Origin of the sequence: Streptomyces silvisoli (assembly GCF_029269905.1) — a bacterium.
Classification (GTDB): domain Bacteria; phylum Actinomycetota; class Actinomycetes; order Streptomycetales; family Streptomycetaceae; genus Streptantibioticus_A; species Streptantibioticus_A silvisoli_A.
Window position 1 is genome coordinate 203,686 of record NZ_JARJBC010000004.1, and the last position, 19,006, is coordinate 222,691.

The window sequence follows — 19,006 nt, forward strand, 5'->3', positions numbered from 1 at the left end:
GTCAATCTCCTGTTTCGGGGGCGGCCGTTCGGAACTGTGAGCCAGGGGTCACGGTGGGTAATCGTGATCGGATTACCACATCCTTCATACCTTATGAGAACTTTGCGATGACGGGGTCCGGTGCGCATCCCCGGCCCGGCGCGCGCCGCAAAGGGGGGCGGGTTAGCTTCGAAGGGCAGAACAGGCGCGATACAGCGATCGCGATGAAGGATGGAGAACGCGTGACGCGCAGCGTGTACGTGACCGGGATCGGACGCGGCGACGGCCGCCAGGTCGTGGAACTGGGGGTCATGGAACTGCTGACCCGCCAGGTCGACCGGGTGGGGGTCTTCCGGCCGCTGATGCACGAGGGTCCCGACCGGCTGTTCGAGCTGCTGCGCGCCCGCTACCGGCTCAGCCAGGACCCGAAGACCGTCTACGGGCTCGGCTACGACGAGGCCGCCCGGCTCGCCGCCGAGCAGGGCACCGAGGAGCTGGTCTCCCGACTGGTCGACCGCTTCCACGCGGTGGCAAGGGAGTACGAGTTCGTGCTCGTCCTTGGCTCGGACTACGCCGACACCCAGCTGCCCGCCGAGCTGAACCTCAACGCCCGGCTGGCCAACGAGTTCGGTGCCTCCGTGCTCCCGATCGTCGGCGGCCTGGACCAGAGCGCCGACTCCGTCGTCGCCGAGGTGCACAACGCCCACCGCGCCTACGCCGACGAGGGCTGCTACATCCTGGCCATGATCGCCAACCGGGTCGCCCCGGACGCCGCCAAGATCGCCGCCGACCGGCTGGCCGACCGCCTTCCGGTGCCGGTCTACGTACTGCCCGAGGAGCCGTCGCTGTCCGCGCCGACCGTGGCGCAGGTCGTGCAGAAGCTCGGGGCCGAGGTGCTGCTCGGCGATGACGCCGGGCTGGCCCGCAACGTCATGAACTTCGTCTTCGGCGGCGCCATGCTGCCGACGTTCCTGCCCGCGCTGACCCCCGGCTGCCTGGTGGTCACCCCCGGCGACCGGGCGGACCTGATCATCGGCTCGCTGGCGGCGCACTCGGCTGGCGCGCCGCCCATCGCGGGCGTGCTGCTCACCCTGGACGAGCGCCCCGGCCGGGACATCATCGCGCTGGCCGAGCGGCTGGCACCGGGCACCCCGGTGATCTCGGTGCCGGGCGGCTCGTTCCCCACCGCCGCCGAGCTGTTCGAGCTGGAGGGCAGGCTGACCGCGGCCACGCCGCGCAAGGCGGAGACCGCGCTCGGCCTGTTCGAACTCCACGTGAACACCGGCGAGTTGACCGACCGGCTGTCGGTGGCCCGAAGCGGCCGGGTGACGCCGATGATGTTCGAGCACGAGTTGCTGGAGCGGGCCCGCTCCGGTCGCCGCCACGTGGTGCTGCCCGAGGGCACCGAGGAACGCATCCTGCGCGCCGCCGAGGTGCTGCTGCGCCGCAACGTCTGCGACCTGACGCTGCTGGGCGACCCGGACGCGGTCCGCAAGCGCGCCGGTGAGCTGGGCGTCAACCTCGGCCTGGACGTCGAAAACCACGGCTCCGCCGCCATCGCCCGGGTGGTGGACCCGCAGACCTCGCCGCTGCGGGAGAACTTCGCCGAGCTGTACGCCAAGCTGCGCGCCCACAAGGGCATGACGGTGGAGCTGGCGCACGACGTGGTCGCCGACGTGTCGTACTTCGGCACCCTGATGGTGCAGGAGGGGCTGGCCGACGGCATGGTCTCCGGCGCGGTGCACTCCACGGCGGCCACCATCCGGCCCGCGTTCGAGATCATCAAGACCTCACCGGGCGCCTCGATCGTCTCGTCGGTGTTCTTCATGTGCCTGGCCGACAAGGTGCTGGTGTACGGCGACTGCGCGGTCAACCCCGACCCGAACGCCGAGCAGTTGGCGGACATCGCGATCCAGTCGGCCACCACCGCCGCCCAGTTCGGGGTGGAGCCGCGGGTGGCGATGCTGTCGTACTCCACCGGCACCTCGGGTTCCGGCGCGGACGTGGACAAGGTGCGCCGGGCCACCGAGATCGTCCGGGAGCTCCGCCCCGACCTGGCGGTCGAGGGCCCGATCCAGTACGACGCGGCGGTCGACCCGGCGGTCGCGGCGACCAAGCTGCCGGGCTCGGAGGTGGCGGGCCGGGCGACGGTGCTGATCTTCCCGGACCTGAACACCGGCAACAACACCTACAAGGCGGTGCAGCGCTCGGCGGGCGCGATCGCCGTCGGCCCGGTGCTCCAGGGTCTGCGCAAGCCCGTCAACGACCTGTCGCGCGGCGCGCTGGTCCAGGACATCGTCAACACCGTTGCCATCACGGCCATCCAGGCCCAGGGCGACGCCGACAGCCAGTGAAATCAGTGCCGTTCACCAAGGAAGAACCCGATCCCGTGACCGCGACCCGCGTCCTCGTCCTCAACTCCGGCTCCTCGTCGCTGAAGTACCAGCTGCTCGACATGGCCCGCCCGTCGCCCACCACCCTCACCGGAGCGGCTACTCCGCGCAGCGACACGGACAGCTCCCGCCTCGCCTCCGGCATCGTGGAGCGGATCGGCGAGGCGGGCGGGGTCGCCGACCACTCCGCCGCGCTCAAGCAGGTCGCCGACGAGCTGTCCTCCCAGAGCCTCGGCCTGGACTCCCCCGAACTGGCCGCCGTCGGGCACCGGGTGGTGCACGGCGGCACCCGGTTCACCGAGCCGACGCTGATCACCGACGAGGTGGTCAGCGAGATCGAGAAGCTGGTACCGCTCGCCCCGCTGCACAACCCGGCCAACGTCACCGGCATCAAGGTGGCCCGCGAACTGCGGCCCGACCTGCCGCAGGTCGCGGTGTTCGACACGGCCTTCCACTCGGGCATGCCGGAGGCGGCGGCCCGGTACGCCATCGACCGGGCCACCGCCGACCGGTACGGGGTGCGCCGGTACGGATTCCACGGCACCTCGCACGCGTACGTCTCCCGGGCCACCGCCGCGCTGCTGGGCAAGGAGCCGTCCGAGGTCAACGTGATCGTGCTGCACCTGGGCAACGGCGCCTCCGCCTCGGCGGTGCGCGGCGGGGTGTGCGTGGACACGTCCATGGGGCTCACCCCGCTGGAGGGCCTGGTGATGGGCACCCGGTCGGGCGACATCGATCCGGCGGTGGTCTTCCATCTGGCGCGGGTCGCCGGACTGGGCGTGGACGACATCGACGACCTGCTCAACAAGCGCAGCGGGCTGGTCGGGCTGTGCGGTGACAACGACATGCGCGAGATCGGCCGCCGGATCGCGGAGGACGACGCCGACGCGCAACTCGCCTTCGATGTCTACGTCCACCGGCTGCGCAAGTACGTCGGCGCCTATTCGGCGGTACTCGGACGGGTGGACGCGATCGCTTTCACGGCCGGAGTGGGCGAGAATTCGGCCGCGGTGCGCGAGGCCGCGCTCATCGGCCTCGAACCCCTCGGCATCGAGATCGACGCGGTACGCAACGCTGTGCGCGGCAGCGCGGCACGGCTGGTCTCCACCAGGACCAGCCGGGTCGCGGTCGCCGTCGTCCCCACCGACGAGGAACTGGAGATCGCACAGCAGGCCTACTCGCTGGTCCGCCCGTAAACCGGGCCGGAACGGGAGGCCTCCGCACGGGGGCCACCGGGTAAATTCCGGGCCGGAACAAAACATCGATAGGATCGTCCACATGCGCCGAGCGAAAATCGTCTGCACCCTGGGTCCCGCCGTCGACTCCTACGACCAGCTCAAGACGCTGGTCGAGGCCGGAATGAACGTGGCCCGGTTCAACTTCAGCCACGGCACCCACGCCGAGCACGAGGAGCGCTACCACCGGGTGCGCAAGGTCTCCGAGGAGACCGGCCGCGCGGTGGGCGTCCTCGCCGACCTTCAGGGCCCCAAGATCCGCCTGGAGACCTTCGCCGACGGTCCGGTGGAGCTGGTGGCCGGTGACGAGTTCGTCATCACCACCGAGGACGTTCCCGGTAACCGGCACATCTGCGGCACGACGTACAAGGGCCTGCCCGCTGACGTCAGCCAGGGCGACCCGGTGCTCATCAACGACGGCAACGTCGCGCTGCGGGTCATCGAGGTCGAGGGTCCGCGGGTGCGCTGCCTGGTGGTCGAGGGCGGCATCATCTCCGACCACAAGGGCATCAACCTGCCCGGCGCCGCCGTCAACGTCCCGGCGCTGTCCGAGAAGGACATCGACGACCTGCGGTTCGCGCTGCGCATGGGCGTGGACATGGTCGCGCTGTCCTTCGTCCGGGACGCCAAGGACGTCCGGGACGTGCACCGGGTGATGGACGAGGTCGGCCGCCGGGTCCCGGTCATCGCCAAGGTGGAGAAGCCGCAGGCGGTGGCCAACATGGAGGACGTCGTCGCCGCCTTCGACGGTGTGATGGTGGCCCGCGGCGACCTGGCGGTGGAGTACCCGCTGGAGAGGGTGCCGGTCGTCCAGAAGCGGCTGATCGAGCTGTGCCGCCGCAACGCCAAGCCGGTGATCGTCGCGACCCAGATGATGGAGTCGATGATCACCAACTCCCGGCCCACCCGCGCCGAGGCGTCCGACGTGGCCAACGCGGTGCTGGACGGCGCGGACGCGGTGATGCTGTCGGCGGAGTCCTCGGTCGGCAAGTACCCGATCGAGACCGTCAAGACGATGTCCCGGATCGTGGAGGCGGCCGAGGAGGAACTGCTCAAGCGGGGCCTGCAGCCGCTGGCGCCGGGCAAGAAGCCGCGCACCCAGGGCGGTGCGGTGGCCCGCGCCGCCGCCGAGCTGGCGGACTTCCTGGACGCCAAGACGCTGGTGGCCTTCACCAAGTCCGGTGACACCGCGCGCCGGCTCGCCCGCTACCGGGTGCCGGTACCGGTGCTGGCGTTCACCACCGACGCCGCCACCCGCAACCAGCTCACGCTGACCTGGGGCGTGCAGACGCACCTGGTCAAGCACGTCGACCACACCGACGCGATGGTCGACCTGGTCGACCAGGAGATGCTCAAGCTCAACGAGTACGACAAGGGCGACACCGTGATCATCACGGCGGGCTCCCCGCCCGGTGTCCCCGGCACCACCAACCTGGTCCGCGTCCACCACCTGGGCGGCGGCCACCAGGACTAGCCCTCCGGCCCGGGCGGGCCTGCCCCCTGACAGGGACAGGCCCGCCCGTGGCTTTTGTAGCGCGACACGCCCGACCTTAAGGTGAACCGGTCGCCCGTTCGCCGACCGGCGGACGGGTCATCGCACCGGTGATGTCCGTTCCCCCAGCCTCCGGAGAAGCCCCATGGTCGACGTAGCCCCGCCGCCCGACAGCTCCGCCACCGTGAGCGGGTCGCGGGACTCCGGGGCGGGCGGGACGGCCGCCGACTGGCGGGGACGGCTCGCCGAGCTGCTGCGCCGGGAACCGGTGACGATACGCTTCGCGCGCCGCGAGGCGCTGAACGCCGCGGGCATCTACCTGGCGGTCTCGGCGCTCGCCTTCGCCGTGCTGCTGCTGATCTGCCACCACCTCGGCTACGGCGTCGTGCAGGTGCTCAGCAAGTGGGACAGCAAGAACTACCTCAGCGTCGCCGAGCACGGCTATCCCCACCACCTCAGCTATCAGCCCGACGGCGTGCCGAAGTGGTCCACACTCGCCTTCTTCCCGCTGGTCCCCGCGCTGATAAGAGCCGTCCACCTGGTGACCGGCCTCGGCTACCCGTACGCGGGCGTGGCGGTCTCCTGGCTGGCCGCCACCGCCGCGGCGGTCGCGGTGCACACCCTCGCCCGCTCGGTGCTGGGGCGGCGCGTCGGCTACGCGTGCGTCGGACTGTGGGCGTGCTCCCCGTACGCGTTCGCGCTGTGGGTGCCGTACTCCGAGGCGTGCTTCAGCGCGGCGCTGATGTGGGCGCTGATCGCGGTCATCGCCCGCCGCTGGGTGGCGGCCGGCGTGCTCACCGCGCTCGCCGGGACCATCAGGCCGACCGCGTCGGTACTGGTCGGCGTGCTGGTGCTGAGCGCGGGCTGGGCGCTCCTACGGCGCCGGGACGGCTGGCGGCCGTGGCTGGCGCTGGCCCTGGCGCCGCTCGGGCTGGTCTTCAGCTGGCTGTACCTGGGCAGCCGGGTGGGCCGCTGGGACGGCTGGTTCGAGGCGGAGAAGGCCTGGGGGCAGTCCTTCGACTTCGGCCGCGGCTCGCTGCACTTCCTCAAGCAGGTGGCGACCTACCAGCACATCGACATCCGCTACCCGGTGGTGCTGGCGCTGATCCTGCTGGTCGCGGTGGCCGTGGTGGCGCTGGCCATGGACCGCAAGGTGCCGTGGCCGCTGGTGCTGGCGCTGGCCGGGGCGTGGGAGCTGATGTTCGGCACGCCCGGCTCCCCGCTGTCCAAGCCGCGCTTCATGCTGCCGTTCCTGCCGATACTGCTCCTGCTGGTGGCCCGCCCGGTCGCCCGGCTGCCCCGGCTGGTGCAAGGGTGCCTGTACGGCTGCGGGGCGGTGTTCGCCGGGTGGTACGCGGTCGGGTTGCTCATGTTGTTCAAGTGGTCACCGTGAGCGGATCCGGTGAAAAGTCACTGAGATCCGGTGAGAACTCCCTGAGAGCGGCCGACGTGACCCGACCGGCCATAGCGGCGTTCACTACCATGCCGGGCACGTTGTTCCACGCGGCGTCACGGACACCCCGCCGTCCCTCGTGGACAACCCGCAGCAAAAGCGTAGGTAGTATCCCTACCCGTCCGTCGACCCGTAAGTGATTGAGGTACTTGTCAGTGGAAGCGATCCTCCTGGTCGGCGGGAAGGGCTCCCGTCTCCGCCCCGTCACGGAACACACGCCGAAGCCGATGGTTCCGACCGCCGGTGTGCCGTTCCTCGCCCACCAGCTCGCCAAGGCCCGGGCCGCCGGCGTCACCCATGTGGTGCTCGCCACCTCCTACCTGGCCGAGGTCTTCGAGCCGTACTTCGGTGACGGCTCCGACCTGGGCCTGCGCATCACGTACATCCACGAGACCGAGCCGCTGGGCACCGGTGGCGCGATCCGCAACGCGGCCGACGCGCTGACCTGCGGGCCCGACGAGCCGGTACTGATCTTCAACGGCGACATCCTCACCGGCCTGGACATCGTGGGCCTGGTCGACAGCCACCGCGCGGCCGGGGCCGACGTCTCGCTGCACCTGACCCGGGTCGAGGACCCCAGCGCCTTCGGCCTGGTCCCCACCGACGGGACCGGTCGGGTACTGGCCTTCACCGAGAAGCCGCAGCGCCCCGAGGAGATCGTCACCGACCAGGTCAACGCCGGCTGCTACGTCTTCCGCCGCTCGGTGATCGACACCATCCCGGCCGGCCGGGTGGTCTCCGTCGAGCGCGAGACCTTCCCCGGGCTGCTGGAGTCCGGTGCGCACCTGCACGGCGTGGTGGACCAGACGTACTGGTTGGACCTCGGCCGCCCGGCGGCCCTGATCCAGGCCTCCGCGGACCTGGTCCGCGGTGTGGTGCGCTCTCCCGCGCTGCCCGGACCCACCGGTGAGTACCTGGTGCTGCCCGGCGCCACCGTGGAGGACGGCGCGAAGCTGGCCGGTGGAACCGTGGTGGGCGCCGGTTCGTTCATCGCGGCGGACGCGGTGGTCGAGGGCTCCATCGTGCTGGACGGCGCACGCGTCGAGTCCGGTGCGCAGGTGCGGGCCTCGCTCGTGGGCGCTGGAGCCCGCGTCGGCTCGCGTACCGTACTGGAGAACGCCGTGATCGGAGACCGGGCCGAGGTCGGCGAGGACAACGAACTGCAGGGCGGGGCGCGAGTGTGGTGCGACTCGACGCTCCCCGACGCCGCGATCCGCTTCTCTCCGAAGCCCTGAGTCCGCGGCCCGACAGAGAAGACCACTTGATGACGACGACGACCCCCCAGGCAGTACCGACGGCCGCCACGCTGCGTCGGCCGGTACAGCTCCCTCCGGAGTGGAGCGGCATCCCGCTGACCGTGGTGATGCCCACCTACAACGAGGCCGAGAACCTGCCAGGGATGGCCGAGAAGCTGATGGCGCTCGACCTGCCGGGGCTGCGGCTGCTGGTGGTGGACGACAACAGCCCCGACGGCACCGGTGAGGTCGCCGAGCGGCTGGCCGAGCGCTACAACGAGCCGGACCGCACCCGGATCTCCGTGCTGCACCGCACCGCCAAGGACGGCCTCGGCCGCGCCTACGCGGCGGGCATGGACCAGGCGGTCGCGGACGGCGCGCAGTACGTGCTCCAGATGGACGCCGACGGCAGCCACCCGGTCGAGTACGTGCCGCAGATGCTGGGCGCCGCGCTGGCCACCGGCGCCGGGTTCGTCGTCGGCAGCCGCTACGTCTCCGGCGGTCGGCTCGCCGAGGAGTGGGGCCTGCACCGCAGGCTGCTCTCCCGCTGGGCCAACGCCTATGTGAGCACGGTGCTGCGCACCGGGCTGCGGGACGTCACCGCGGGCTTTTGCATGTGGCGGGCCGACACGGTCACCGAGATGAAGCTGTCCGAGGTGCGCAGCAACGGCTACAGCTTCCAGGTCGAGCTCAAGTACCAGGCGGTGCGCGCCGGTTACACGGGCGTCGAGGTGCCGATCCACTTCGAGGAACGGCAGATCGGCGCGTCCAAGATGAACCTGGCCGTGCAGGTCGAGTCGGCCGTCCTGCCCTGGCGACTGCGACTGGACTCCGCTCGTGCCCGCCGCGGCTGAGCGGGCCACGTCGGGAACCGGCGGACCGGAGGGGCGTATAGCACGCCTGGGCCGGTCCGCCCAGACCCGTTGGCAGGCCGCCGGTCTGCTGGAGAAGGCGGTGTCCGCCGCCGCACTGCTGGTCGTCGTACTGCTCGCGCTGATGGTGGTGAAGCTGCCGTGGGCGGGCGACCTGGGAATCCACGCCGCCACCCTCGACCGGCTGCGGCACGACCTCGGCAACCCGGGCGATCCGCTGGTCAAGGCGGATGTCGACAGCCCGTACTACTCGCCGTGGATGCTCTTCCTGGCGCTGATCGGCAAGGTCACCGGGGCGACCACGTTCCAGGTGCTGCACCTCGCCGCCGCGATCAACCTGGTGCTGCTGGTCACCGGCATCCGGCAGTTCGTGCGTACGCTCACCTCCCGCCGGGCGGCGGTGCCGCTGGCGATCCTGTGCGTCACGCTGCTGTACGGCTGGGAGCTGTTCACCTGGAGCGGCTTTCCCGGGGCGACCTCGCTGGCCCTGTGCATCGCCTACCCCAGCACCTTCGCCATGGGCGTGGCGTTCCACCTGTGGGCGATGCTGCGCACCGCCCTGGCCAGGGACTGGGGCATGGCCCGGTACCTCATGCTCGGCGCGCTGCTGGCGGTGGTCGCGCTCAGCCACCAGTTCACCGGTGTGGTGACCGTCTTCGGGCTGCTGGCGATACTGCTGGGGGCGCGTCCGTGGCCGGGCAGGGCGGCCTGGCTGCGGATCGGCGCGGCGATAGCGCTGTCGCTGGCGATCCTGCTCGTCTGGCCGTACTACTCGTTCTTCTCACTGCTGAACGTCGGCGGCCTGGAGGAGATCCACCGGCCGCTCTACGACCACCTGGTCTCCCGGTTCGGTCTGCTGTCGCTGGGCATCGTGGCGCTGGCGCTGCGGTTCCGGAGGGACCGGCGCGATCCGCTGGTGCTGTTCTTCGCCTTCGGCGCGCTGGTGTACGCGCTGGGCGGACTGACCCAGCACTGGTCCTACGGGCGGGTGCTGCCCGCGGTCTTCATCTCCGCGCAGGTCGCGCTGGCGGTGGAGCTGGCGGGCGAGGCCGGACGGCGGGCGCGCCGGGTCCTGGTGCCGCTCACCGCGCTGGCGCTGCTGGTCGGTTGCTGGTCGCAGGTGGGGGCGCTCAACTATGTGGCGTCCACGAAGTCGGTTCCGGTACTGGGCAGTGCGCCGGCCCAGCATGAGTGGGGCGGCTACCAGTGGATCACCAAGCACGTGAAGTACGGCCAGGTGATCATGACGAAGGACTACTTCGCCCTTCGCCAGGCGCCCGCGTACGGGCCGTACACCGTCGCGTCCGGTTACCCGGACTTCTTCCTCAAGGACGAGGCGCAGCGGTCGAAGGACACCAAGAAGTTCTTCGAGAAGAGCACTTCGCGTGCGCAGCGGTTGGCGCTGCTGCACAAGTACCACGTGCGCTGGGTCATCCAGTTCCGCAGCGACGGGGGCTTCGCCCCCGGCGACCCCGCCCTCAAGAAGGTGGCCAAGGGACCGAACGGCGAGCTGCTGCTGAAGGTGGTCTGAGATTTTTTTGGGGCTCCGCCCCAAACCCCCGACACAATGGGGGGTTTGGGGCGGAGCCCCTTGTCTTTCGAGGCCGGGGGACGAGCCCCCCGGCCAACAGCCCTACTTCGCCAGGCCTCGGACGAGGCCGCTCACCTTCCGCAGGCCGGGGCCTGCCACCCGGGCCAGCGTCGGGAGGTGGGGCTCCGCCTTCGCCAGCAGGCCCGCCCGCTCCCAGCGCACCTGGATGCGGCCGGCGCCGTGGCCCTCCGGCTCCACCGTGACGGTGTGCTCGGCCACGCCGCGGTGGTACGCGATCCGCTTGCTCAGCGCCGGGAAGTCCAGCGGCGCCAGCAGCAGACCGGTGTTGTGCTGCCGGTGCTGGGTGATCGCCAGCACCGGATGCCGTACCCCGGCGAACCCGTGCGGCGGCAGCGGCACCGAGGACAGGTCAAGGGTGACCGTCCCCTCGAACAGCCCCGGCCGCACCGGGTCCAGCCGGAACGACACGCTCAACCGCTTGGTGGCGGGCGCCAGATGGATCGTCGCCACCACCGGGGCCATCGGCAACTGGTTGCCCGGGTCGTAGGTGCGCACGTCCAGCGTGATCCGCGAGCCCGACTCCGGCTCGATCCGGGTGATCTCGTGCCGCAGCAGCGCGTTCTTGAACGGCCGGGTGCGCAGGTCGAGGTCGCTGACCTCCAGCTCGCGCGCCGACTCGGGGTCGGCGGGAACCACCGAGCCCCAGTAGACACGGCCCGTGCCGTCCTCGGTCACCTCACGCGGCGCCACCTCGCGGCTCATGCCGCGGGAGGCCGACTGCGCCTCCTCGTAACGGCCGTCGCGCACCAGCTGGATCACCACGCGCTGGTCGCGCGGCAGTCGGCGGAACGCCTCGGGGGCGAGCGTCTCCAGGTACGGGCCGATCTCGTCGGCGAACTGCTTGATCCAGTCGTGGCTGCGGTACGGCAGGTCACCGGTGTACATCCGCAGGTCGTGCTTGAGGAACTTGAAGTCCTTGTCCGCCTTGATCGCCTGGTGACCGCTCTCCACCAGGAAGTCGTCGATCAGCCGGGCGACGTTGATCCGGTCCCGGACGTTCTCGATCCGGTGCCGCTGGTTGGAGATGGACAGCGCGCCCACCGCCTCGTACGGCGAGATGTACCAGCGGTACACCGGGTCCGGCACGATGGTGAACGCCCGCGCCAGGCAGTACGCCTGGGCGGAGAACAGCTGGTCCTCGTAGTGGATGCCCTCGGGGAAGCGCAGCGCGTGCCGGTCGATGAACTCCCGGCGGTACATCTTGTTGGTCGACAGGTGCTCGAACAGCACCCCGGGGTGGTACTCGATGCCGCGTACCGTCTGCTTCTTGGTGAACAGGTGCGGATGCCAGGCCGACACGGACCCGGTGTCGGTGCGCACCCGCTCGACCCCGCCCATCGCGAAGTCGACGGTGTCGTCCGAGCGCAGCTCGTCCAGCAGCAACTCCAGTGCCCGCTCGGGCAGTTCGTCGTCGCTGTCGAGGAACATCAGGTACGGCGCCTTGGCGATCTCGATCGCCGAGTTGCGCGGGCGGCTGCAACCACCGCTGTTCTGCGGCAGGCGGTTGTAGACGATGCGCTCGTCCCGCGCCGCCAACGCACGGGCCACCTCGGGGGTGTCGTCCGTCGAGTGGTCGTCGCTGATGATGATCTCGATGTTGCGCAGCGTCTGACGGCGCAACGACTCCACCGCACGCGGCAGTCGCTCCGCGTCGTTGTAGACGATCACCGTGACGGTGACGTCGGGGGCCGTCGGGGCCATGGGTCCTCCGGGAACTTCCTCGGCTGGCGGTCCGGGGGTCGCCCCCCGGGAAAATCCACTACAAGAGCTGTCCGGCGCGGCAGCGCTCACCGTGCGTTGTCGGCCACTAGTCGGGCGGCCACCTCCGGCGCCGGCGCCGGGGTGCGCTCCTCCAGTGGTATCACCGGCGGCACGTTCGCCTGCCCGAGGAAGACGTGGCGCACCACCCGCTCGGCGGCGTGCCCGTCGTCGAAGTCGCAGAACTTCCGGCGGAACTCGGCCCGCTTGGCGGTGGCGTGCTCATCCCGCCAGCCGCCGTCCAGGAACAGCCGCTCCACCTCCTCCTGGCTGCGGCCGACCGCGCCCGGGGACAGCTCGGTCAGGTCGAAGTAGACGCCACGGGTGACCGAGTAGGTCTCCCAGTCGTCCGCGAAGACCACTATCGGCCGGTCCAGGTTGGCGTAGTCGAACATCACCGAGGAGTAGTCGGTGATCAACGCGTCGGAGGCCAGGCCGAGTTCCTCCACCGAGTCATAGCGCGAGACGTCGATGATCAGGCCGCGCCGGTGCAGCTCCTCCAGCGGGGACAGGCCCCGGTCGTAGAAGTAGTGGCCGCGCACCAGCAGCACGAAGTCCTCGCCGAGGTTGCGGGCCATCCGCTCCAGGTCCAGGCGCGGCGTCCAGTGGGCCTCGTAGTCGCGGTGCGTCGGCGCGTACAGCAGCGCCTTGCGGCCCGGCGCGATGCCCAGCCGCTCCCGGATGCGCAGCACGTCCTCGGCGGTGGCCGTGTAGTAGACGTCGTTGCGCGGGTAGCCGTAGTCGAGCGAGGTGAACGGCACCGGGTAGGCGCGCTCCCAGGTCTCGGTGGAGTGCGAGTTGGCCGAAACGCTGTAGTCCCAGCGGGCGCAACGCTCCAGCAGCGCCTCGTAGTCGACACCGCGCGAGGTGGCCGGGAACGGGATCTGGTCGGTGCCCATCCGCTTCAGCGGCGTGCCGTGGTGGGTCTGCACATGGATCTGGCCGGGCCGCTTGGTCACCGAGTCGGGGAAGTTGACGTTGTTGACCAGGTACTTGGCGCGCGCCATCACGCTCCAGTAGCGGCGGCTGCCCGGCACCACGTAGTCCACACCGGCGGGCACCAGCGGCACGTCGGCGCGGCGCACCACCCACACCTGGCGGATGTTCGGGGCGAGTTCGGCGAGCTTGGCGGAGATCGCCGCCGGGCTGCAGGCGACACCGCGGTCCCAGTAGGCGGAGAAGACCGCCAGGTCCTCCTCCAGGGGGTGCCGCAGCTGCTCGCGGTAGGCGCTCTCCTTGGCCAGGTCCGCCGCCTTGCGCTTGGCCTTCACGGCCAGCGTGCGCACGGTACGGCGCTTGCGGTTGGCGGACTGCAGGGCGCGGTAGCCGGAGTACGAGTCGCGCTCCAGCATGGCGTGCCGCACACCGTTGAGGTTCGACGGGCGCTGGTAGTCGTTCGGCTTGTAGCGCAGGAAGTGCTCGGAGGCGCGGTGGAAGAACGCGGCCTGCTCCCGCTCGTCCAGGCCGGGCACGGTGAGCACCTTCAGATAGCGGCGGATCATGCCGCTGAAGACGATCGCCCGGTGCTCGGGGAGCACCGAACGGCTGCCCAGCAGCTCCCACAGCGCGTCGTACTGGTCGAACAGGTTGAACTGCCCGCGCTCGCGCACCGGCGTCTCCGGCTCGCGGCGGCGCAGGCAGACCTTGTCGAGTATGGCGATCCGGTCGGCGGCCAGCAGGCTGCCGATGGCGGGCAGCACCTCGGCGTACTCGTCCTTGTCGAACAGCTCGCAGTGCGCCTCGTAGAAGTCGGCGCGCAGCACGCGGTTGCTGAGCGTGGGCGTCAGGTGCAGCGTCTCCGGCTGCTGGTACACCGAGAAGACCTCGCGCCCGGGGGCGATGAACAGGCGGCCGTCGCCGCTGGCGATCGCGTCGTTCCACCAGTGCGAGCGGACGTGGTCGAAGACCACCGCGTCCGGCTCACCGGTCTCGGCGATCCGCCGGCCCAGTGCGGCCAGCGCGCCGTCGGTCAGGCAGTCCCGGCCGTCGATGAACAGCAGGTAGTCGCCCTTGGCCTGCTTCGCCGCGACGGCGCGGGCGGCACCGTTGGTCAGCGGCTTGGGGAGGTGGACGGCGTGCACCCGCTCGTCCCGCTCCGCGTACTCGTCGACGATGGCTCTCGTGGCGTCGGTCGAGCCGTTGTCCACGGCGATGACCTCCACCCCTTCGGCGGGCAGGCCGAGTGCGCTGTCGAGGCACTCCCGGAGGTAGCCCTGGGCGTCGAGGGCGGTGACGATGACGCTGAACGTTGTCATGGAGTGACGGTTCCTGGGGTGGGCGCGACGGGTATGGGGCGACGAGAGACGATGAGATCTGAGTGAATTTTTAGTTCTGAAATCCTACGGTAGGCAGTCCACGCCCCGCACATGTGTGTGCCCGGGCGTAGCACGGACCGGCCACACCCTACGGGAGCGGCCCCTTAGGGTGTCTGGCATGACGTGGTTGATTACAGGCGGTGCGGGGTACATCGGCGCGCATGTGGCGCGAGCCATGGCGGAGGCCGGGGAGCGGGTCGTGGTCTTGGACGACCTGTCGACCGGCATCCCGGAGCGGCTGCCCCAGGACGTCCCGCTGGTGACCGGCTCCACGCTGGACCGCCAGGTGCTGGACCGCACCCTGGCGGAGCACGGGGTGACCGGGGTCGTCCACCTCGCCGCGAAGAAGCAGGTGGCGGAGTCGGTCGAGCAGCCGCTGATGTACTACCGGGAGAACATCCACGGTCTTGAGGTGCTGCTGGGCGCCTGCGCGGCGGCCGGTGTGAAGCACTTCGTGTTCTCCTCCTCCGCTGCCGTCTACGGGATGCCGGATGTGGACCTCGTCACGGAGGACACCCCCTGCCTGCCGATCAACCCGTACGGCGAGACCAAGCTGGCCGGTGAGTGGCTGGTCCGGGCGGCCGGCAAGGCGTACGGCATGGGCACCACGTGCCTGCGGTACTTCAACGTGGCCGGGGCGGCCCGGCCGGAGCTGGCGGACGTGGGCGTGTTCAACCTGGTGCCCATGGTCTTCGAGAAGCTGGACGCGGGCGAGCCGCCGATGGTCTTCGGCGCGGACTATCCGACGCCGGACGGCACCTGCATCCGTGACTACATCCATGTGCGCGACATCGCCTCCGCCCATCTGGCGGCGGCTCGTCGACTGGCCGGCGGGGCCACCGGCGACCTGACGGTGAACATCGGGCGCGGCGAGGGGGTGTCGGTCACCGAGATGGTCCAGCGCATCTGCGCCGTGACCGGGCATGAGGACGTCCAGCCCAAGGTCCTGGACCGCCGCCCCGGCGACCCCGCCCGGGTGGTGGCCTCCGCGGCCCGCATCCGCGAGGAGCTGGGCTGGTCGGCTCAGTACGACGTCGACGAGATGATCGACTCGGCGTGGGCCGGTTGGCGGGCACGGCACGACGCCTGAGACGCCCGGCCGCGGCCGCTCCGGCACGGGTGCTCCGACGTCGTGGTCGCCTGCCGCCGCGCCCATCAGCGGCCCACGGCCGCGGGCGCCGCGGCCTGGCCTACCCCCGCCGCAGGCGCCGCCGCAGGACGGAGACCGCGCCGCGCAGGCCGGGCGCCACGCGGAGGGCCAGCGCGCCGTCCACCGTGGCGTAGGGCTGGACCAGCAGGGCGCCGCCGCGCCTGCTCAGCACGGCGGCGCGGCGCAGGGCGCCGCTGGCCGCCTGGGCGGCGGTCACCGTGCGACTGCCGTCCGCGAAGTGGACGGTTAGCCGTAGGTCCCGTACCGCCAGATCGCCCTCGGCCAGCGCGGTCAGGTGGACCGGCGCCTCGGCCGTCCAGGCCGAGGCCTGCGGGGTGAGGCCGGTGGTGTGCGAGGTGATCGTGCGACCGGTGTGGCGGTCGGTCCACTCGACGTCGACCGCGACCGGCCGTGCCGCGGCCAGCCGCCCGTACAGCTCGTGCACCCGCAGCATCAGCGTCCCCCGCACCGGGCTGAGGGCCAGCGACGCCTCGGCGGCAAGCGCCAGTTCGCCGATCGGGCAGGACACCAGCCCGCCGAGAGCGACCTTCGGCAGGTCCTCGCTCCACACCTGCCCCTCGGCGTAGGGGGGCAGCAGCCGGGCCGGGCGGGCGGCGAGCGCCACGAGCCGGGTCAGGTCACGCGGCTCCGGGGCGGCCAGCACGACCTGGGCGATGGTCCGCGCGGGCGGCGGTGCGGCGGCCAGGTCGCGTTCCTCGAATCCGGCGAGGTACTCCCGGGCCAGTCGCCACCACTCCCGGCGGTACTCGGCGCCACGCCCGCCCAGCTCACGTACGTACATCCGCACCGAGCGGTCGAGGAAGCTGGCCCTGGCGGCGCTGGCCAGAGTCTTCTCCCCCGCCGCGGTGTGGATCGCGACCACCTGGCGGTGGGCCTCGATCCGGGAGCGCCAGTTGTCGATGCCCGCGCGGTCGAGGGAGATCGACAACCGCTTGGCGGCCCGCCGTACGTGCCACACGTACACGGTGTCGGGAACCAGGGCGACCCGCGGGGCGGCGGCGAGCACTCGGGCGGTGAAGACGAAGTCCTCGTAGACGAACCGGCCTTCGGGGAAGACGATGCCGTGCTCGCGCAGGAAGTCGGTGCGGTAGAGCTTGTTGACGCACAACGTGTCGTCCACCAGCCGCGGTTCGTCCTCCGGCCGCTCGACGAGCGCGGGCGCCGCGTACAGCTCGGAGCGCCACAACGTGTCACGTCCCTCGGGCAGTTCACGCCGTACGCACTGGCCCGCGGCGACGTCCGCGTCGTGGGCGCGGGCGGCGGTCAGCAGGGCGTCGACCGCACCGGTGGGCAGTACGTCGTCGCTGTCGAGGAACATCACGTACGGGGTGGCGGCGGCGCGGATGCCGTCGTTGCGCGGGGTGCCGCAGCCCCCGCTGTTCTCGGTCCGCCGCAGCACGCGCAGCCGGTCCTCTCCGGCGGCCAGCCGCTCCAGGACGTCGCCGGTGCCGTCCGTGGAGCAGTCGTCCACGGCGATCACCTCGGCGACGGCCGGGCCCTGGGCGAGCGCGGAGCGCACCGCGTCGGTGATGTGCGCGGCGTCGTTGTAGCCGATCACCACGACCGTCACCGCACGCTGTTCGCTCGTCGTCATGGCCCAGACATTACAGGTGGGCGCCGGTCCCCCCGAGGGGACCGGCGCCCACCGTGCGGCTCCCGGAATGGTCTGCGGATCAGCCGGGGTACACGTGCATGCCGGGGATGGTCAGCGTGCCGCCGAACTGCCCGGCCTGGACGACCGTGCAGTTACTGAAGATCGCCAGCGGGATGTTGAGCGGTGGCGGGGTCTGCGGGCTGAAGGTGACCGGGATCAGCCCGAAGAGGTTGCCACTGATCTTCTCGGTGTACATCGTCACCGTGCCGTCGCGGACCGTGGACGTACTGCCGTCGCGCCCCTGCACGTTCCAGTGCGTACCCAGCGCCCCCTCCGTGATCTGGTGGAGGTTCTTGATGTCCACCGCGCTCGCGGTGAACTTCAGTACGTCCTTGACGGTGCCGTTCTCCGTCTTGACCTTCACGATGCCGTGGTAGTCCAGGCCCATCAGGGTCAGCAGGTCCGTCTTGAGGATCCACGGGTCGTTCGGCAGCAGCGACGACGTCGGTTCCAGTCCGGCGTCCGCCAGCGCCTTGGCGTTGTACGTCGGGCACGGGAACGGCTGCGGCCCGGTGGACGAGGGCGACGGAGCCGCGGACGGGCTGTCCGACGGGGACGTGGTGGGGGCCGCGGACTTCGCCGCCTTGGTGGCATTCGCCAGGGCGTTCCTGACGGCCTGCGTCGCGCCCTGCGCCGCCGAACCGGCCGCGCTCGCCGGGGCGTTGGCCGTGGGGCTGGCGCTCGGCGTGGGCGTGGCGCTGGGGGTCGGCGAGGCACTGGGCGTCGGACTGGCCGCGGAGCCGCCGCCGAGCAGGCCCTTGAGCGTGTTGCCGAGGCCCAGCGGGTCCCAGGGGTTGTTCGACTGGCTGGGCGACGGCGTCGCACTGGCCGTGGAGCGCGGTGCGCTGCTGTCCGGCGTCGAAGCGTGCGGTGCGCTGCTCGGCGCCGAACCGCCCTTGTCCTGACCGCTCTTGGGCGTGTCCGTCTGCGCCGAGGGCGACGCGCTCGCGGACGGCGAGGGCGACTCGGACGGCGTGGCGGACGGAGACGCGGAGGGCGAGCCGGACGGCGACGGGCTGTCGGACTGGCTGACGCAGTGGTCACCGCTGAACGGGTTCTTCGGCAGTTCGTCGGCCTGCGCGAGCCGGGGTGTCAGTCCCATGCCCATCAGTACGGCGGTGGGCATCGCGGCCAGCGCGATCGCCTTGCCCACGGGGGCGCGGGTGAGCAGCGACCTGCGCGGGGCCGCGTGCCTCGGCCCGGTTCTGGCACGAGGGGCGCTGCCCTCGTTCTCGGGTTGAGCCTCATCACCCCGCACGGTGCCTCCCGTTCATCGACTCGTCGTCCAACCCGTTGCCCGAGAGCACCGGCCCGGCGATGACCGGTTCGGGGTCCCCGTTGGTCGCGGGCTGGGTCGGCGGAGCACCGGGCGCCCACGAGACGGACAGGCCGCCGCCGATCAGGGCGAGCAGGAAGCCCACCATGAAGCCGCCGAAGTTGGAGACCACCAGCGACACCAGGGCCAGCAGGATGGCGGCCACCCCGGCGAAGACCCGGGCGGTCGACTGGAACCACATGGTGAAGCCGAGCACCACCAGCAGCACGCCGATGATCAGCGAGCCGGAACCGGCGGTGGTGGCCATCCGAACGGTCAACTGACCGAGGGTGAGGTTGGCATAGGGGAAGTACATGATCGGCAGTCCGCCCAGCAGCGTCAGCAGGCCCGCCCAGAAGGGGCGTTGGCCACGCCACGTACGGAAGGACCGGCGCCAACTGCCGATTCGGTCACGCGGTCCTAGCGACTCGGCGCTCATTGAAAACAGCTCCCTGCGACCGGCGATCGGTGGTTCGTTGGGGTGGCCGAGCGAGGGACAGCGAACCGTCCCCCACTCGCCCT

General features: G+C 71.0%; 13 protein-coding genes. 8 read left to right on the forward strand and 5 right to left on the reverse strand.

Annotation, left to right across the window (positions count from 1 at the left end):
• Nucleotides 1-221 precede the first annotated feature (221 nt).
• The 7 genes from pta to P3G67_RS08865 all read left to right on the forward strand — a co-directional run bounded on the left by pta (nucleotide 222) and on the right by P3G67_RS08865 (nucleotide 10,190).
• Entirely contained in the window at nucleotides 222-2,333 is a 2,112-nt protein-coding gene (gene pta, locus P3G67_RS08835) for a phosphate acetyltransferase (protein WP_276092939.1), read from the forward strand.
• A gap of 35 nt (nucleotides 2,334-2,368) precedes the next feature.
• Nucleotides 2,369-3,568 (forward strand): acetate kinase, encoded by a 1,200-nt coding sequence (locus P3G67_RS08840; protein ID WP_276092940.1) that lies wholly within the window; start codon nucleotides 2,369-2,371, stop codon nucleotides 3,566-3,568.
• Nucleotides 3,569-3,650: 82 nt separating this feature from the next.
• Nucleotides 3,651-5,081 carry a pyruvate kinase gene (pyk, locus tag P3G67_RS08845; protein ID WP_276092941.1) on the forward strand — a complete coding sequence of 477 codons (1,431 nt, stop codon included), beginning with the start codon at nucleotides 3,651-3,653 and terminating at the stop codon, nucleotides 5,079-5,081.
• A 163-nt stretch (nucleotides 5,082-5,244) separates the two neighbouring features.
• Nucleotides 5,245-6,492 (forward strand): hypothetical protein, encoded by a 1,248-nt coding sequence (locus P3G67_RS08850; RefSeq protein WP_276092942.1) that lies wholly within the window; start codon nucleotides 5,245-5,247, stop codon nucleotides 6,490-6,492.
• A 215-nt stretch (nucleotides 6,493-6,707) separates the two neighbouring features.
• Complete coding sequence (locus P3G67_RS08855) at nucleotides 6,708-7,787, forward strand: nucleotidyltransferase family protein (protein WP_269853155.1); 1,080 nt, start codon at nucleotides 6,708-6,710, stop codon at nucleotides 7,785-7,787.
• A gap of 29 nt (nucleotides 7,788-7,816) precedes the next feature.
• Nucleotides 7,817-8,641 (forward strand): polyprenol monophosphomannose synthase, encoded by an 825-nt coding sequence (locus tag P3G67_RS08860; protein WP_276092943.1) that lies wholly within the window; start codon nucleotides 7,817-7,819, stop codon nucleotides 8,639-8,641.
• Complete coding sequence (locus P3G67_RS08865; protein ID WP_313879817.1) at nucleotides 8,625-10,190, forward strand: hypothetical protein; 1,566 nt, start codon at nucleotides 8,625-8,627, stop codon at nucleotides 10,188-10,190. The genes P3G67_RS08860 and P3G67_RS08865 overlap by 17 nt, the downstream gene beginning before the upstream one ends.
• A gap of 102 nt (nucleotides 10,191-10,292) precedes the next feature.
• Here the strand turns inward: P3G67_RS08865 and P3G67_RS08870 are convergent, their stop codons facing one another.
• Together P3G67_RS08870 and P3G67_RS08875 are read right to left on the reverse strand one after the other, a co-directional pair.
• Complete coding sequence (locus P3G67_RS08870; protein WP_276092944.1) at nucleotides 10,293-11,972, reverse strand: glycosyltransferase family 2 protein; 1,680 nt, start codon at nucleotides 11,970-11,972, stop codon at nucleotides 10,293-10,295.
• 86 nt (nucleotides 11,973-12,058) lie between these two features.
• On the reverse strand, nucleotides 12,059-14,284 hold the full coding sequence (locus P3G67_RS08875; protein WP_276092945.1) for a bifunctional glycosyltransferase/CDP-glycerol:glycerophosphate glycerophosphotransferase: 2,226 nt from the start codon (nucleotides 14,282-14,284) through the stop codon (nucleotides 12,059-12,061).
• Nucleotides 14,285-14,462: 178 nt separating this feature from the next.
• On the opposite strand from P3G67_RS08875, the gene galE reads away from it, so the two are divergent.
• On the forward strand, nucleotides 14,463-15,434 hold the full coding sequence (galE, locus tag P3G67_RS08880; RefSeq protein ID WP_269853159.1) for a UDP-glucose 4-epimerase GalE: 972 nt from the start codon (nucleotides 14,463-14,465) through the stop codon (nucleotides 15,432-15,434).
• Between the two features lie 100 nt (nucleotides 15,435-15,534).
• On the opposite strand, the gene P3G67_RS08885 is transcribed toward galE, so the two are convergent.
• From P3G67_RS08885 to P3G67_RS08895, 3 genes are all read right to left on the reverse strand, one after another.
• Nucleotides 15,535-17,109 carry a glycosyltransferase family 2 protein gene (locus P3G67_RS08885; protein WP_276092946.1) on the reverse strand — a complete coding sequence of 525 codons (1,575 nt, stop codon included), beginning with the start codon at nucleotides 17,107-17,109 and terminating at the stop codon, nucleotides 15,535-15,537.
• A gap of 79 nt (nucleotides 17,110-17,188) precedes the next feature.
• Complete coding sequence (locus P3G67_RS08890) at nucleotides 17,189-18,427, reverse strand: hydrogenase expression protein HypF (RefSeq protein ID WP_276092947.1); 1,239 nt, start codon at nucleotides 18,425-18,427, stop codon at nucleotides 17,189-17,191.
• Nucleotides 18,417-18,923, reverse strand: a complete 507-nt coding sequence (locus P3G67_RS08895; RefSeq protein ID WP_269853162.1) for a DUF6114 domain-containing protein — start codon at nucleotides 18,921-18,923, stop codon at nucleotides 18,417-18,419. Before P3G67_RS08895 ends, P3G67_RS08890 begins: the two co-directional genes overlap by 11 nt.
• Nucleotides 18,924-19,006: the final 83 nt, after the last annotated feature.

Bases quoted from the DNA above. Each gene is read 5' to 3' on its own strand.
- pyk (WP_276092941.1), top strand. From the start codon at position 3,651: ATGCGCCGAGCGAAAATCGTCTGCACCCTGGGTCCCGCCGTCGACTCC.
- P3G67_RS08850 (WP_276092942.1), top strand. From the start codon at position 5,245: ATGGTCGACGTAGCCCCGCCGCCCGACAGCTCCGCCACCGTGAGCGGG.
- P3G67_RS08860 (WP_276092943.1), top strand. From the start codon at position 7,817: ATGACGACGACGACCCCCCAGGCAGTACCGACGGCCGCCACGCTGCGT.
- P3G67_RS08870 (WP_276092944.1), bottom strand. From the start codon at position 11,972: ATGGCCCCGACGGCCCCCGACGTCACCGTCACGGTGATCGTCTACAAC.
- P3G67_RS08875 (WP_276092945.1), bottom strand. From the start codon at position 14,284: ATGACAACGTTCAGCGTCATCGTCACCGCCCTCGACGCCCAGGGCTAC.
- galE (WP_269853159.1), top strand. From the start codon at position 14,463: ATGACGTGGTTGATTACAGGCGGTGCGGGGTACATCGGCGCGCATGTG.
- P3G67_RS08885 (WP_276092946.1), bottom strand. From the start codon at position 17,109: ATGACGACGAGCGAACAGCGTGCGGTGACGGTCGTGGTGATCGGCTAC.
- P3G67_RS08895 (WP_269853162.1), bottom strand. From the start codon at position 18,923: ATGAGCGCCGAGTCGCTAGGACCGCGTGACCGAATCGGCAGTTGGCGC.